This window comes from Halosimplex halophilum, assembly GCF_004698125.1.
GTDB classification, from domain to species: domain Archaea; phylum Halobacteriota; class Halobacteria; order Halobacteriales; family Haloarculaceae; genus Halosimplex; species Halosimplex halophilum.
On record NZ_SRHV01000005.1, the window covers coordinates 59,274 to 72,908 of the forward strand.

Consider the following 13,635-nt stretch of genomic DNA (forward strand, 5'->3'; position numbering starts at 1 on the left):
TTGCGGTGGGCGGTCGCAGTGTGGTCGGCTTGCGCTGGAGCGCGCTTTCATGCGCGCGACGAGATCGCGCGAGGGATGAGCACCGCACGCCGCAGGCGCGCGGAGCGCAATCGGCTGGGGAGGTATGTGGCCGTCTGCGGTGTTATGCGGGGCAGTGCGGTTGCGGTGCCGTGCGGTGCTGTGCGGGACGGTCCCTGGCGGGCTGAAAGACTCTCCACGCAGACTGCGGGTGCGTGACGCCCGCTCGCCGCGGGGACCCACGAAGCGGCCGTCCCGTAGTTTTATCTCGGCGACCGTACCACTCCCGTGATATGACAGCCGAACACGAGTGGCTCTCGCTGGACCCGGACGAGTCGGTGGTCTGGACCGGGCGGCCGCGAGTCTGGCGGATCGTCGGCACGGTCGCCGGGGGGATCGCGGTGGCGCTGCTCGCCGTCGGCGGTGCGGCCTACGTCACCACGCGGATGCCCTACTGGCCGGGCGACCCGCCGGTGAACCCGGGGCTGGCCGTGTGGGGAGTCGCGGCGCTGGTCGTCGCCTCCCAGGTCGCCTCGGCCGGGTGGGCCTACCTGACGGTCGAACACACCGACTACGTGCTGACGAACCGGCGGATCTACCGGAAGACGGGGGTGCTCTCGGAGACGGTCACGAGCGTCGGTGTCGACCGCGTCCAGAACACGACGCTGCGCAAGGACTGGCGGGGGAACCTCTTCGACTACGGGAGCGTCGCCGTCTCGACGGCCGGCAGCGGCGGGGCGGACCTGACGGTCTCGGACCTGGACGACCCCGAGCGGTTCCGCGACGCGCTGCAGGAGCAGGTCCGGGCGGCGGGCGAGCGCGACGACGGGGAGGGCGACGACCGGGCCCCTGCCGCGGGCGCGCTCGACGACGCGACCGTCGAGGCGCTGCTGGAGGAAGCCAGGCGGCTGCGCGCGGTCGCCGAACGCATGGAGGAGCGAGCATGAGCGGCGGTGACCGGACGGGCGATGGAGCAGAGACCGGCGACTCGCTGACCGACCGCGCCGCGGCGGCGGCCGACCCGGAGGTCTCGGAGTGGCTCTCCCTGGAGCCCGGCGAGGAGGTCGTCTGGGTCGGCGAGCCGACCAAGCTGCGGATGGTCGGAACGCTCGTGACCGGCGTGGTCCTGATCCCCTTCCTGATCGGGGTCCTGATCCTCCTGTTCTCGCCGCTGTCGTACCTGGGGATCAAACACACCGACTACGTGGTGACCACCCGGTCGCTGTACGTCAAGCGGGGGATCCTCAGCACCAACATCGAGAGCGTCGATCTGGACCGCATCCAGAACACGGAGTTCACTCAGTCGTTCTGGGGCACGCAGCTGGGGTTCGGCACGATCGAGATCAGCACCGCCGGCAGTTCCGGCGCCGACATCTCCTTCGACGACGTGGAGGACGCCCGCGACGTGCGCGAGGAGATCTCCCGCGTCCAGCGGGAGGCCGGCGGGGGCGGCGGCCGCGACGGCACCGGCGGCGGCGATCGCTCCGCCGACCGACAGGCCGCGAGCGCCGACCAGCTCGACGAACTCGTCGCGGAGCTGCGGGCGACCCGCGAGGCGCTCGAACGCGTCGAGGCGCGGATGGCCGACGGACCGGGCCGGCGGTCCGGTGGCCGGGATCGGCCGGTCGACGAGGACTCGGCGAACGCGACCGGTGGGGTCTCCGAGAGGACCGACCCGTTCGGGTCGGACGGGGAACAGAACTGACCGGCGGTCGCCGTTCGCGGTTGTCGATCGGCCGCTCGACAGCCCGGAACCCGACTACTCCCGCGAGAGCGTCGCGGAGACCTCCTCGACGGGTTCGTCGCAGGACGAACAGGTCGACTTCGCCTCGGCGACGTAGACGTTCCCGCAGGCCGGGCACTCGAACAGGCCCGTCGTCGGTTCCGCCGTCGACTCGCCGCCGTCGCCCGGGCCGTCGGTCGTCGCGGCGTCGTCACCCCCGGCGCGCTCGCGGGCGTCGCTCAGCACGGACCGGAGGCGCGTGGTCAGGGGCATCGGCGGTCCACCCCCGCGCGTGTCCCGCGTTCGTCGTCCCGTACGCGCCAGCCGTGACTCCCGGTGGTGCTCGTCTGTTGCATCTACCCCGGTATCGGAGGTAAACTCCCCTGACCGTTACCCCTAATTGTTTACCCTCCGTGCGACGAGATCGGCGTTTTCGCCACAGAGGAGAGATCTCCGGACGGGTCCCGGATCGCTGTCAGACGTAGGTGAACCAGTCGTCGTAGCCGTCCAGCCGGCCCTCGACGAGGTCGAAGAACTCGGACTGGATCTCGTCGGTGACCGGCCCCTTCGTCCCCTCGCCGACGACGTTGTCGTCGACGCTGCGGATGGGTGTGACCTCCGCGGCGGTCCCCGTGAAGAACAGCTCGTCGGCGGTGTACAGCTCCCCGCGGGAGATGGTCGCCTCGTCGTGGACGGTGTAGCCCAGGTCGCGGGCGAGTTCGATGGCCGTCCGGCGGGTGATGCCGTCGAGGATGGACTCGGCGAGGCCGGGCGTGTAGATCTCGCCGTCGCGGACGAGAAAGAGGTTCTCGCCGGGACCCTCGGCCACGTTGCCCTCCTTGTTGAGGACGATGGCCTCGGTGTAGCCGTTGCCCTTGGCCTCCTCGGTGGCGAGCATGGAGTTGACGTACAGCCCCGTCGTCTTGGCGTTGGTCGGGATCTGGCTGGAGGCGTGCTTGCGCCAGGAGGAGACCATCACGTCGACGCCGTTCTCCAGGGCGTCCTCGCCGAGGTAGGCGCCCCACGGCCAGGCGCCGATGGCGACCCGCGTCGGGCAGTCGCCGGGGCTCACGCCCAGCGAGTTGTAGCCGTAGAAGGCGATCGGCCGGATGTAACACGATTCGAGGTCCTCGCGGCGGATCAGTTCGAGGGTGGCCTCGGTGAGCTCCTCGCGGTCGAAGGGGATCTCCAGGTCGTAGGGCTTGCCCGAGTCGTAGAACCGCTCCAGGTGTTCCTCCCAGCGGAAGATGGCGGGGCCGTCGACCGTGTCGTAACAGCGGACGCCCTCGAAGACCCCCGAGCCGTAGTGCAGCCCGTGGGTGAGGACGTGGATCTGTGCGTCGTCGAAGTCGACGAACTCGCCGTCCATCCAGAGTTCGTCGACGCCCTGGAACATCTCGGGGCGTTCGCTCATGGGTCGTACCTCCCGGTGAGGGTCCCCGTCGGTTTATACGTTGTCGGTCCGCCGGCGCCGTCGCCGTCCGCCGACCGTTGGGCGTCCATGATCTCCGGTTCCCGCCCCGCTGTAAAGAGTGTTGACGGTCGCGTGCCACCGGGTAACACAAACAGCCGCCGGAGTTACGGGAGGGCTTTTCCCTGAGTGCGTCGAGTCTCCGCGGACGATGACCCTCCAACGGTCCCCGAACGCCGCGAGCGGAACGGGACGAACCCGCGTCCCGTGCCCGTCGCCCGCACGTACGCCTGCTGTGCCGACGCCCCCGACGACGCCCTCCGCCACGGCACCGCCCCGGGAGGCCCCGGCATGAGCGACGACTCGGGGCTGTCGATCAACGGGCCGGAGTCGCTGCGCGGGGCGCTGCTCATGGTGCTTGTCGGCCTCGCGATCGCCGGCTACGGCGGCTACGACTACGTCCAGCAGTCCGACGCGGTGCGCGACGCCGTCGAAGTGAACGCCACGGTCGAGGCGGTCGGCGTCGAGACCGTCTCGGCGAGGCGCGGCGTCGACCACAAGCCGACGGTCCGGTTCAGCTACGAGTACGACGGGCGGACCTACGAGAGTACCAGCGTCTTCCCCGCGACGATCTCGCCGAACTACGACACGGAGTCGGCCGCCAGGTCCGTCGTCGCCGAGTACGAGGTCGGCGAGACGGTCACCGCCTACGTCGTGCCCGACCGGCCGGGCGACGCGTTCCTGAAGAACAAGACGACGAACACGCCGCTGCTGGCCGCCGGGTTCGGGGTCGTCTTCGTCCTCGCCGGCGGGTGGTTCGCGCTGAAACGGCTGTGACCGCAGTGACGGTCGGACCGCCGGAGCGCTGGACCGACCCCGGCGTGGGCGGGTGTCCGCCGCGGGCCGGCGGCGCCGGTCGTGCGAACGGACCGCGCCGGGTGTGGTGGCGGCTTCGACGGCGAAGCCGCGGGAGAGCCGGCCGCCGGGGGCGTTAACTCGGTCCGGGCCGAACGCCACGCCATGACAGGCGGAGCCGACGACGACTCGGTGCTCGGCGAGGGGCACGTCGCGCTCGTGACGGGGTCGACGAGCGGCATCGGCGCGGAGACGGCGCGCAACCTCGCCGCGACCGGGGCGACGGTCCTCGTCCACGGCCGCGACCGCGCGGCGGGCGAGGCGCTGGTCGCCGACCTCCCCGGCGGGGGCCACGCCGTCTACGCGGCGGACTACACCGACTTCGACGAGGTACGCGAACTCGCCGACGCCGTGCTGACCGACTTCGACCGGCTGGACTGTCTGGTCAACAACGCCGGCACCTGGCAGGGCGAGCGCCGCCTCGTCGACGTGCCGGGGAGCGACGAGGGGGTCGAGATGACCGTCGCCGTCAACCACCTCGCCACCTTCCTGCTGACGAACCTGCTGGCGGACCGCCTCGCTGCGACGGGCGAGCGGCGGGCGGCGGAGCGAGGCGGTCGCGGAGAGCGAGACGCGGGAGCGGCCGACTCGGCCGTCGATCCGGCCCGCGTCGTGACGGTGTCCTCGGACCTGCACCGGCGGGCGGAGCCGGACCTCGACGCTGCGACCGGCGACGGGGGACCGAGCGGCGTCGCGGCCTACGGGTTCTCGAAGCTCGCGAACGTCCTGTTCACCTACGAACTCGCCCGGCGGCTCCCGGCGGGCGTGACGGCGAACTGCTGTCACCCGGGCGTGTCGCCGTCGACCGACCTGTCGCGCGACGGGTCGTCGCTCGCCGGGCTCGGCTGGAAGCTCTTCGGCGTCGTCGGGCGGCTGACCGGAACCGTCGACACCGCCGCCGAGTCCGCCGAGACGCAGACGTACCTCGCCACCGCCCCGGACGTGACCGGCGTCTCCGGCGAGTACTTCGACGACTGCGAGGCCGTCCGGTCTGCCGAGGCGACCTACGACCGCGACGCCCAGCGGACCCTCTGGCGGGCGAGCGTCGAGTGGCTCGACCTGGACGACGGCGAGGTCGTCGGCGCCGACGGCGAGCGGGCGCCGGAGGCGTAGGTTCGCGGCGGGAGCGGAGCCAGGGGGTCAGACCAGGTTGCCCCGGGCGACCGGCCGGACCGCGCCGCCGACCTCGACGACGATGTCGCCGCCGTCGGCGCTCTCGCGGGCGCGGAGGTCGAGCAGCGACGGCCGCCCCATCTCGTAGCCCTGTTCGACGCGCACGTCGACGGGGTCGGTGCCGAGGTAGGCGTGCCGGTGGAGATACGCTGCGAGGCAGCCGTTCGACGAGCCCGTCGCGGGGTCCTCGGGGACGCCGTAGTAGGGCGCGAACACCCGGACGGCGAGGTCGGTGTCGTCGCGCCGCGAGTCGGGGCAGACGGCGAGGACGTTCTTCGCCTCGCGGTCGCCGGTGACGGCGTCGTAGGCGGCCCGGTCCACGTCGATCGACTCCAGCGCGGCCCGGTCGACGAGGGGGACGACGACCGTGGGCAGCCCCGTCGAGACGACCTGGGCCGGGTACTCGCGGTCGAGGTCGGCCGCGTCCAGTCCGAGGACGGCCGCGACCTCCTCGTGAGCGAGTCGGTCGCCGAACTCGGGCGGCTGCTGGGTCATCCACAGCGTCTCGCGGCCGTCGCGCTCGCGGACCTCGACGGGCACTCTGCCCACGTCCAGGTCGAGGACCACCTCGTCGGGCCGGCCGTCGGCGAGGTGCTCGCGGATGGCGTGGGCGGTCCCGAGCGTGGGGTGGCCGGCGAAGGGGATCTCCGCCTCCGGCGTGAAGATGCGGACCGGCCACGTGTCGGGGTCGCCGTCGCCGGACGACGGGCCGGCCGCGGCGTCCGTCTCGACGTAGGTCGTCTCGGAGAAGTCGATCTCGGCGGCGAATCGCTGCATCTCGTCGTCGCTCAGGTCGGCGGCGTCGGTGACGACCGCGAGCTGGTTGCCGGCGTAGCGCTCGCGGGCGAACACGTCGACGAGGTGGAGGGGCTGGCGCATGGCTCGCCCGACGTTCTCGTCGGCGACCGAAAGCCGTTTTCCCGGTGTGCGAGTGGTCCCCACGGTCCAGCACCGCCTCAGCCGCCGTCGGTGGGTTTCAGGAACCGCAGACAGAGGAAGTTGGGCGGTCCGTCGACGAACGGCTCGATGCGGTCGGGCTCTCGCTCCGCGAAGGCGTCGGTGACGCCCGGTTCGCGGACCCGCTCGACGAGCAGGCCGGCGTCGGTGGCAGGTTCGAACACCGCCTGCAGCGGGCGGCGGTAGAACGGGACGACGAACGGCTCCTCGTCGCCCCAGTCGCGGTCGGCGCGTTCGACCTGTCCGTAGGTCGCGCCGTCGGCGAGGACGTGCTCGCGCGCGCCGTACTCGGCGTCGACGTAGTCGCGGACGGGGTGGCTCGTCGAGACCACGACGCGCCCGCCGGGGCGGAGGACGCGGGCGAACGCCCCGAAGACCGACGGCCAGTCCTCGACGTGCTCCAGCGCGAGCTGACACAGGACCAGGTCGAAGCTCCCGTCGTCGAGGAAGGGCAGCCCCGCGGTGAGGTCGGCCTCGTGGACCGGTATTTCGGTGTCGGGGTCGCCGAACCGTTCGCGCGCCCGGGCGACCATCTCGGGGCTGGCGTCGACGCCGACGGCGTCGGCGCCCGCCGCGACCAGCCGCTCGGTGTAGAACCCGTCGCCGCAGGCAGCGTCGAGGACGCGCCGCCCGTCGAGCGACGGCAGCAGCTCCCGGACTACCGGCCACTCGTAGTGCTCGCGGATCGCCGCGCCCGTGATGTCCTCGTACCCCGGCGCGAGGTCGTCGTAGGTGTCCCGCGCCGGCGGGCCGTCGGGCGGCCGGTCGGCGTTCCCGTTCCGTTCGTCCCCGCGGTTCCGGTCGTCTACCCGCTCCTCGCCGGCCGGTTCCTCCCCGGAGCTCGCGTCGTCGTCCGCCATCGTGTCAGCGAATCGTCTCTCGGACTGATATACTTTCTCGGGGGATCGGGGCCGTCCCGGGGAGTCGGCGGGCTACTCCGCCAGTTCGTCGCCGCGGGTGACGCCGGTGAACTCGAAGCGGGCGCCGCCGGCCTCGCTCTCGGTCGCCCGCACGTCCCAGCCGTGGGCGTCGGCGATCTCGGCGACGATCGGGAGGCCGAAGCCGGTGCCGCCCTCCTCGCCCGTCACGCCGCGCTCGAACAGCCGGTCGCGCACGTCCTCGGGGATTCCGGCCCCGTCGTCTTCGACGTAGAACCCGGGATCGCTCTCCGGGAGCGTCCCGACGCGGACGGTCACGTCGTCGCCGCCGTGTTCCACGGCGTTGCGGAAGCAGTTCTCGAACAGGCGCCCCAGCCGGTCGGCGTCGCCCCGGACCGAGTACGCCCAGTCGGTCGCCAGCGTCGCCCCGGCGGTGTCGACGGCCTCCCAGGCGGCCTCGGCCTGGTCGCGGCCGGTGATCCACTCCAGTTCGTCGATGTGGCTGCCCTCGCGGGCGTAGGTGAGCACCTCGTCGACGATGGCCTCGATGCGGTCGTGCATCGCCGCGACCTCCTCCAGTTCGGACTCGTCGCCCGTCCGCCAGTACAGATCCAGCCGGCTCTTGGCGACGTTCAGCGGGTTGCGCAGGTCGTGGCTGAGGATGCCGGCGAACTCCTCCAGCCGCTCGTTCTGGCGGTCGAGCTCGCGCTCGCGGCGCTTCTGTTCGGTCACGTCGACGGTGACGCCGACGATCCCCCGGGCGCGGCCCTCGTCGTCGTACCACGGCGCCTTGGTCGTCTGGAAGAAGAGATCCTGGCCGTTGGGCGGCTGGGCGTGCTCGATCCGGTCGCGGATCGGCTCGCCGCTCTCGATCACCTCGCGGTCGTCGGCGACCGCCTCGGCGGCGTTGTCCGCCTCGTAGAGGTCGAAGTCGGTCTTGCCCACCACGTCCTCCGGGGAGTGGAGGATCTTCCCCTCCGGCGACTCGATGAACGGCTCGACCACGTCCTCGCTGACGAGGACGTGGCGGCTCTCGGTGTCCTTGAAGTACACCGACATCGGGACGTGTTCGACCAGCGAGCGCAGCATCGCGGCCTCGTCGCCGCCGAGCGGGTCGGCCCGCCGCCCGGACGGCTCGGACCCGGGCACGTCCGCGACGAGGTAGCCCGTCCCGGCCCGGTCGTCGACGAACAGGTCGACCTCGGTCTTGAACGCGGTCCCGTCGGCGCCGGTGCAGTGCCACTCGCGGCTCTCGTAGTTGCCGCCGCGGGCGCGCTCGACCATCGTCTCGACCGGGTCGGCGTCGGGGTCGATCCACTCCAGGTGTTCCTCGCCGTCGGCGCCCCGGCCCTGCCCGCGCAGCTCCCCGGTGATGTCCGTCACGAGCAGGTCCCGGACGGTCGCGTCGGCGAGATCCGCCGGCTCCCACTCCCACCGGTCGTAGAACCGCTCGTTGGCGTCCCGGAGCGCGAGCGTCTCCGGGTCGAAGGCGACGACCGCCTCGTCGGCGAAGTCGGCCAGCCGCCACGCGGTCGTCGCCGATGGGTCGTCGGCGAGCCGCTCGACCTCGACCGGCAGCACCGTCCCGAGGTCCGCGTCCGGGTGGACCCGGGCGGCGCGGGCGTCGCCGGCCACCCGCTCGACGGCCGCCCGCGCCAGCCCCCCGGCGACCACGACGACCCCCACCGTGCGGTCGATCTCTCTGATCCGCTCGTAGTCCGCCGCGCTCGCGCAGACGAGACAGTCGGGTTCGATGTCCCCCCGGTCGCCGCCGAGGCCGTCGATACCCCCCTGTTCGACGACCGCGACGGCACCGTCCCCCGACAGCGCCGCCGCGAGCCGCTCGCGGTCGCCGCGGTCGCCGACGACCGCGACGCCGACTGGGTCGTCCCGTGTCCCCTGCATCGGCCCCGTCTTCGCTCGGCCCTGTGAAATACTTCCCGACAGTACATTCCCCGGTGAAATGTGGATATTCCCACAGACGTACCGGAGATCCCACCGACGCCACCGGACCGCAACGGCGTCCGCCGGCCGCACAGAGGGACCGTACCCCGGAGACCAGCCGGGTCCGCCGTCGCCCGGATCGAACCGCCTATATTCCTCGGCGAGCGCCTGAGTAATATCATGCCGAAGATCAGCGTGGAGGTGCCCCAGGAGTTGCTGGACGACCTCGACGAACACGTGGGGGAGGACGGGAAGTTCGTCAACCGCAGCGAGGCGATCCGCGCGTCGATGCGCAAGACGCTCGATGTGCTCGACGACATCGACGCCCGGCAGGGCCGCATGGAGGAGGAGCGATGAGCGAGTCCCGCCCCGCGCTCTCGCCGGTGCAGGTCGGGCTCGTCGGCCTGTTCGTCACCGCCATCGTCACCGCGCAGCTGACCGCCTCGAAGCTGCTGATGTTTCAGCTGCCCGTCGAGCTGCCGCTGGCCGGCGGCGCGCTCGTGTTGCCGGGCGCGGCGCTGGCCTACGCGCTGACCTTCTTCGCGTCGGACTGCTACTCGGAGCTGTACGGCCGCGAGGCCGCCACCGTCGTCGTCAACGTCGGCTTCCTGATGAACCTCGTCATGCTCGTGCTCGTCTGGAGCACCATCGAGGCGCCGGCCCTGCCCCAGACCGAGCCCGGCCAGATCGACCTGACGGCGTTCCGGAACGTGCTCGGCTCCGGCACCGCCATCGTCGTCGGCAGCCTCTCGGCGTACGTCGTCAGCCAGAACTGGGACGTGTTCGCCTTCCACTGGATCCGCGAGGCCACCGACGGCGACCACCTCTGGCTCCGCAACATCGGCTCGACCGCCACCAGCCAGCTCGTCGATACGGTCATCTTCATCCTGGTCGGCTTCGTCCTCCTCGGCTCGACCTCCCTGTCCGGCGCCGTCGCCCTCATCGCCGGCCAGTACCTCTTCAAACTGTTCGTCGCCGTCGCCGACACCCCCTTCGTCTACGCCGTCGTCGGCGCCGTCCGCTCCCGCGAATCGGCCTCCGCGACCGCCTACTCCCCCGAGTGAGGGCGCGTGTTCGATCCTGTTCTGTCCGCTTCTGGTTCTGTGGCGTGAGTGGCGTGACCGTTGGACCCAGCAGGCGCTGAACGCCCTCGGCGCGCTCGCGGTCGCTGTCTCCGAAAATCGAAGATTTTCGGGATGACGAGAGCGCTCCGCTCTCTCGAACCAAGCGACATATCCGCGCTCTCCGCACGGCCCGCTCACGGTACAGCCGTTCGCTTCGAGGCGCTGCGCGCCTCGCACCGCGCGGATAGGGGTCGCTCAGACGACTCCCGGCGCGAGCGCACCTCGCCCGTTCAGTCCACCAGGGACCGCCCCGCACAGCACCGCAGGGGGCCTCACACCTCCCCAGCCTCTTGCGCTGTCTGCGGGCGACCCGAGCGTCGCCCGCATGGCCCGAGGGACCGCCGGTCCCTCGCTGCTCGCAGGCTGCGGTGCTCATCCACCGTCAGAGCAAGCGCTGACGAGCCTTCGCTCGCAGGCTCGCGAAGCCCTCGCGCGATGCTGTCGCGAGTCTCGTCTCGCGACAGCGCGCGCCGGTTCGGTTGTCGCATCGCTACGAGCGGGAGAGAGGATGCCGAGAGAGACGGACGGTCACTCGGGGTCGACGTCGAGCGCGTCGAACGCGCGGGCGGCGTCGCCGTCCATCCGGTCGAGGAGGTCGACGACGCGGGCGCGGGTGTCGCCGTCGACGGTGACGTGGACGACGCCCTCGCCGGGCTGGCCGTAGAGGACGCTGGCGCCCGCCGGCGCGGCGGCGATGGCGGGCAGGGCGGCCAGGTCCTCCTCGCCGTCGACGCGGACGAGCGTCTTCTCGCCGGCCGCGAGCGCGTCGACCAGCGCGTCCAGCAGCGCGGCGGTGAGCGTGGCGGGCGGGTTCTCGATGGACCGGACGCGGTCGAAGCGGTCGTCCGCGATCCCCTCGCTGACCTCGTCGTCGACGGCGGCGCGCTCGGTGCGCTCGTCGACGAACGCGAGGTCGGGGACGCGGCCCGCTTCTAGGGTGTGGTAGGTGACGATGTCGCCGACGGTCACGAGGGGGTCGCCGGCGGCGTCGAGAACGGCGGCCGTGTCGGTCGAGACGGGGCCGAACGGGTCTTTGAGCTCCGGGCGGAGCGCGGGCTGGAGTTCGAGGACGACGGTCACGCTAGCGGACCTTCAGCGCGTAGCGGCCGGGCTCGGTGACGCCCATCTCCTCGGCGATCTCCGAGCGGTCGGGGTGGCTGATGACGACGAACCCCGCCCAGTCCTCCGTCAGCGACGACGACCCGCAGGCGACGCAGGTCTCGGCCTCCTCGGAGTCCTGTACGCGGTGGCACTCGCGACAGACTAACCTGTCGGCCATCAGTCCTCACCCGCTTCCGCGGCGGCCTCGCGTTTCTGGCGCTCCTCCTCGAGCCAGCCGTGCTTGCCGAGCCCGACCTGCTTGGCCGTCAGGCCGATCTTCGAGTCCCGAGGGTTGCGCTCGTCGATGCTCTTGGTGACGATGCGCGCCCGGACGGCGTCGCCGACACCGAGGGTGCGGTTGGAGTCCCGCGAGGAGAGCATCTGGCCCTCCTCGTCGTAGGCGAGGTACTCGTCGGAGATCTGGGAGACGTGCAGCAGGCCGTCGACGGGGCCGATCCCGACGAAGGCGCCGAAGTTGACGACCTCGACGATCTCGCCGTCGACGACCTCCTGCATCTGCGGGTCGAAGGTCAGCGCGTCGAACTCGGCGGTGAAGTAGACGCCCTCCTGACCGGGGACGACCGCCCCCTCGCCGATGTCGTGGACGTCGATCACCGAGACGACCGAGCCGACGTCTTCGTCCATCCGTCCCTCGAGCTTGTCCTGCAGGAGCCGTTTGACCAGCCCCGGCGTCACGTCCGCCAGGTGTTCCGGCGGCACTTCGACCGTATCGCGGAGTGTAACCCGTTTGTACATGTTATGGTTGAGTGACTGCGAGTTTGTTCCCGGCCCGTAAACTAACTACCGGAATACCGGCGTCGAGCAGCCGGCCCTTGAGCGGACCGTCGTTCGTGACAGCGTGCGAAACGTCCTCCCGTCCGGCGACCTCGACCACCGCGTCGTCGGCGTAGGCCGCCTCGTGGCCGACCGGCTCGCAGCGGTCGGCCGCCAGGTCCAGCCCGACGCTGGCCGCGGCCGCCTCCTTGCCCCGCCCGTCGGCGAGCTTCGCGAGCTCGTCGCGGACCGCCTCGGGGACCAGCAGCTCGTCGTCCCCCAGCAGCCGCTCGAGCTCCTCGAACACGCGAACGTCGCATTCGACGGGCATCATCAGTGCGTTCGTGTCCATGACGACGCTCATTCCCGAAGCGTGCCGATGCCGATGAGCCGCCAGCGGCCGCCCAGCCGTCGGTTGATGGCGATCTTCGCGCCCTCGCGGGCACAGACCGGGCGCTGGAGCGCGACCTCGGCCTCGCCGCCCCGGGCGCTGGTGACCGAGCCGACCGTCGTGGCCGTGCCGATGGTCATCATCAGCGGCTCGCCCGTCGATATCTCCTCGACGTCGCCGGCGTTCTCGCCGACGATCCGGTCAAGTAGATCGACGTCCATCGTGAACTGCTCGTGGGTCGGCGGCAGCGTCCCGGGCGGGCCCGCGACCTGCCCGGCGAGCGCGTCGCCCTTCGTGATCGAGGGGTCGAGCCCGGTCCCGACGCCGAGCAGCCCGCCCGGGGTCGCCGTCTCGACGGTCTCGCCGCCGGCCTGGAGCGACCGGACGGTCGTCTCGACGGGCTGCCACTCCGACTGGCCGCCCTCCTCGACCTCGCGGCCGGGCCGCAGCTCGATCTCGTCGTCGGCCTCCAGCTCGCCCTGGACGAGCGAGCCGCCGAGCACGCCACCGAGTAGCGAGTCCCAGGTGGTGCCCGGGCGGTTGATGTCGAAGCTGCGCGCGACGAGCATCTCCGCGTCGGCCTCGGGGTCCCGCTCGGGCGTCGGGATCTCCCGCTCGATGGCGTCGATGAGCAGCTCCATGTTGACGCCCTGACCGGCGCTGATGGGGACGATGGGCGCGTCCTCGGCGACGGTGCCCTCGACGAACTCCTGGATCTGTTCGTAGTTCTCGCGGGCCTGCTCGGCGTCGACCAGGTCGATCTTGTTCTGGGCGACGACGATGTTGTCGATGCCGATGATGTCCAGCGCCATCAGGTGCTCCTCGGTCTGTGCCTGCGGGACGTCCTCGTTGGCGCTGACCACCAGCACCGCCCCGTCCATGATCGCCGCACCGGAGAGCATCGTCGCCATCAGGGTCTCGTGACCCGGCGCGTCCACGAACGAGACCGTGCGCAGCACGTCCGTCTCGGCGTCGTGCTCGCCACAGGTCTCGTCGACGGTGTAGGCGTCGGGGACTTCCCCCTCCGGACACTGCCGGAAGGTCGCGTCGGCGTAGCCGAGGCGGATGGAGATGCCGCGTTTCATCTCCTCGGAGTGCTGGTCCGTCCATTCGCCAGAGAGGGCTTGCACCAGCGTCGTCTTGCCGTGGTCGACGTGACCGACGAGTCCGATGTTCACCTCCGGTTGTGTGTTCGTCGTCATCTCGAGAGTAATCTTGGGGAATCT

Annotated in this window: 16 protein-coding genes; 6 read left to right on the forward strand and 10 right to left on the reverse strand. The window is 71.4% G+C overall.

Translation table 11 applies throughout. The features are described 5' to 3' along the window. Window positions 1–311: 311 nt before the first annotated feature. Both E3328_RS16770 and E3328_RS16775 read left to right on the forward strand, forming a co-directional pair. Entirely contained in the window at window positions 312–965 is a 654-nt protein-coding gene (locus E3328_RS16770) for a PH domain-containing protein (RefSeq protein WP_135365799.1), read from the forward strand. After that, window positions 962–1,723 carry a PH domain-containing protein gene (locus E3328_RS16775; RefSeq protein ID WP_135365800.1) on the forward strand — a complete coding sequence of 254 codons (762 nt, stop codon included), beginning with the start codon at window positions 962–964 and terminating at the stop codon, window positions 1,721–1,723. The genes E3328_RS16770 and E3328_RS16775 overlap by 4 nt, the downstream gene beginning before the upstream one ends. A 54-nt stretch (window positions 1,724–1,777) precedes the next feature. Here the strand turns inward: E3328_RS16775 and E3328_RS16780 are convergent, their stop codons facing one another. Further along, the gene (locus tag E3328_RS16780) at window positions 1,778–2,014 is read right to left on the reverse strand and encodes a hypothetical protein (protein ID WP_135365801.1); all 237 of its coding nucleotides are present in this window, start codon (window positions 2,012–2,014) and stop codon (window positions 1,778–1,780) included. Window positions 2,015–2,216: 202 nt separating this feature from the next. Continuing rightward, window positions 2,217–3,155, reverse strand: coding sequence for a branched-chain amino acid transaminase (locus E3328_RS16785; protein ID WP_135365802.1), 939 nt, complete (start codon window positions 3,153–3,155; stop codon window positions 2,217–2,219). Between the two features lie 348 nt (window positions 3,156–3,503). On the opposite strand from E3328_RS16785, the gene E3328_RS16790 reads away from it, so the two are divergent. Both E3328_RS16790 and E3328_RS16795 read left to right on the forward strand, forming a co-directional pair. Then, window positions 3,504–3,989 (forward strand): DUF3592 domain-containing protein, encoded by a 486-nt coding sequence (locus E3328_RS16790; protein WP_135365803.1) that lies wholly within the window; start codon window positions 3,504–3,506, stop codon window positions 3,987–3,989. A 183-nt stretch (window positions 3,990–4,172) separates the two neighbouring features. Further along, window positions 4,173–5,180 (forward strand): SDR family NAD(P)-dependent oxidoreductase, encoded by a 1,008-nt coding sequence (locus E3328_RS16795; RefSeq protein ID WP_135365804.1) that lies wholly within the window; start codon window positions 4,173–4,175, stop codon window positions 5,178–5,180. A 27-nt stretch (window positions 5,181–5,207) separates the two neighbouring features. Here the strand turns inward: E3328_RS16795 and E3328_RS16800 are convergent, their stop codons facing one another. The 3 genes from E3328_RS16800 to E3328_RS16810 all read right to left on the reverse strand — a co-directional run bounded on the left by E3328_RS16800 (window position 5,208) and on the right by E3328_RS16810 (window position 8,980). Continuing rightward, window positions 5,208–6,119, reverse strand: a complete 912-nt coding sequence (locus E3328_RS16800; protein WP_135365805.1) for a PhzF family phenazine biosynthesis protein — start codon at window positions 6,117–6,119, stop codon at window positions 5,208–5,210. Between the two features lie 77 nt (window positions 6,120–6,196). Further along, window positions 6,197–7,057, reverse strand: a complete 861-nt coding sequence (locus E3328_RS16805; protein ID WP_135365806.1) for a class I SAM-dependent methyltransferase — start codon at window positions 7,055–7,057, stop codon at window positions 6,197–6,199. A gap of 72 nt (window positions 7,058–7,129) precedes the next feature. After that, on the reverse strand, window positions 7,130–8,980 hold the full coding sequence (locus tag E3328_RS16810; protein ID WP_135365807.1) for a PAS domain-containing sensor histidine kinase: 1,851 nt from the start codon (window positions 8,978–8,980) through the stop codon (window positions 7,130–7,132). A 219-nt stretch (window positions 8,981–9,199) separates the two neighbouring features. On the opposite strand from E3328_RS16810, the gene E3328_RS16815 reads away from it, so the two are divergent. Continuing rightward, complete coding sequence (locus E3328_RS16815) at window positions 9,200–9,376, forward strand: ribbon-helix-helix domain-containing protein (RefSeq protein WP_135365808.1); 177 nt, start codon at window positions 9,200–9,202, stop codon at window positions 9,374–9,376. Then, complete coding sequence (locus E3328_RS16820; RefSeq protein ID WP_135365809.1) at window positions 9,373–10,083, forward strand: queuosine precursor transporter; 711 nt, start codon at window positions 9,373–9,375, stop codon at window positions 10,081–10,083. Before E3328_RS16815 ends, E3328_RS16820 begins: the two co-directional genes overlap by 4 nt. 588 nt (window positions 10,084–10,671) lie before the next feature. On the opposite strand, the gene E3328_RS16825 is transcribed toward E3328_RS16820, so the two are convergent. From E3328_RS16825 to E3328_RS16845, 5 genes are read right to left on the reverse strand one after another with little or no spacing between them, the layout of a single operon-like run. Continuing rightward, window positions 10,672–11,223: a GTP-dependent dephospho-CoA kinase family protein gene (locus E3328_RS16825; protein ID WP_135365810.1), complete on the reverse strand. Its 552-nt coding sequence runs from the start codon at window positions 11,221–11,223 to the stop codon at window positions 10,672–10,674. A gap of 1 nt (window position 11,224) precedes the next feature. Further along, complete coding sequence (gene spt4 / locus E3328_RS16830) at window positions 11,225–11,425, reverse strand: transcription elongation factor subunit Spt4 (RefSeq protein ID WP_135365811.1); 201 nt, start codon at window positions 11,423–11,425, stop codon at window positions 11,225–11,227. Then, a complete protein-coding gene (locus E3328_RS16835; RefSeq protein WP_135365812.1) occupies window positions 11,422–12,000 on the reverse strand; it encodes a DNA-directed RNA polymerase in 579 nt (192 codons plus the stop codon). Before E3328_RS16835 ends, spt4 begins: the two co-directional genes overlap by 4 nt. A 1-nt stretch (window position 12,001) precedes the next feature. Next, complete coding sequence (locus E3328_RS16840; protein WP_135365813.1) at window positions 12,002–12,382, reverse strand: PIN domain-containing protein; 381 nt, start codon at window positions 12,380–12,382, stop codon at window positions 12,002–12,004. Beyond that, window positions 12,379–13,611, reverse strand: a complete 1,233-nt coding sequence (locus tag E3328_RS16845) for a translation initiation factor IF-2 subunit gamma (protein WP_135365814.1) — start codon at window positions 13,609–13,611, stop codon at window positions 12,379–12,381. The genes E3328_RS16840 and E3328_RS16845 overlap by 4 nt, the downstream gene beginning before the upstream one ends. Between the last annotated feature and the right edge of the window lie 24 nt (window positions 13,612–13,635).

Excerpts from the sequence above, each read along its gene's own strand:
- E3328_RS16790 (WP_135365803.1), top strand. The coding sequence starts at position 3,504 with ATGAGCGACGACTCGGGGCTGTCGATCAACGGGCCGGAGTCGCTGCGC.
- E3328_RS16800 (WP_135365805.1), bottom strand. The coding sequence starts at position 6,119 with ATGCGCCAGCCCCTCCACCTCGTCGACGTGTTCGCCCGCGAGCGCTAC.
- E3328_RS16810 (WP_135365807.1), bottom strand. The coding sequence starts at position 8,980 with ATGCAGGGGACACGGGACGACCCAGTCGGCGTCGCGGTCGTCGGCGAC.
- E3328_RS16840 (WP_135365813.1), bottom strand. The coding sequence starts at position 12,382 with ATGAGCGTCGTCATGGACACGAACGCACTGATGATGCCCGTCGAATGC.
- E3328_RS16785 (WP_135365802.1), bottom strand. The coding sequence starts at position 3,155 with ATGAGCGAACGCCCCGAGATGTTCCAGGGCGTCGACGAACTCTGGATG.
- E3328_RS16780 (WP_135365801.1), bottom strand. The coding sequence starts at position 2,014 with ATGCCCCTGACCACGCGCCTCCGGTCCGTGCTGAGCGACGCCCGCGAG.
- E3328_RS16845 (WP_135365814.1), bottom strand. The coding sequence starts at position 13,611 with ATGACGACGAACACACAACCGGAGGTGAACATCGGACTCGTCGGTCAC.
- E3328_RS16835 (WP_135365812.1), bottom strand. The coding sequence starts at position 12,000 with ATGTACAAACGGGTTACACTCCGCGATACGGTCGAAGTGCCGCCGGAA.
- E3328_RS16795 (WP_135365804.1), top strand. The coding sequence starts at position 4,173 with ATGACAGGCGGAGCCGACGACGACTCGGTGCTCGGCGAGGGGCACGTC.
- E3328_RS16775 (WP_135365800.1), top strand. The coding sequence starts at position 962 with ATGAGCGGCGGTGACCGGACGGGCGATGGAGCAGAGACCGGCGACTCG.
- E3328_RS16820 (WP_135365809.1), top strand. The coding sequence starts at position 9,373 with ATGAGCGAGTCCCGCCCCGCGCTCTCGCCGGTGCAGGTCGGGCTCGTC.
- E3328_RS16805 (WP_135365806.1), bottom strand. The coding sequence starts at position 7,057 with ATGGCGGACGACGACGCGAGCTCCGGGGAGGAACCGGCCGGCGAGGAG.
- E3328_RS16770 (WP_135365799.1), top strand. The coding sequence starts at position 312 with ATGACAGCCGAACACGAGTGGCTCTCGCTGGACCCGGACGAGTCGGTG.
- E3328_RS16815 (WP_135365808.1), top strand. The coding sequence starts at position 9,200 with ATGCCGAAGATCAGCGTGGAGGTGCCCCAGGAGTTGCTGGACGACCTC.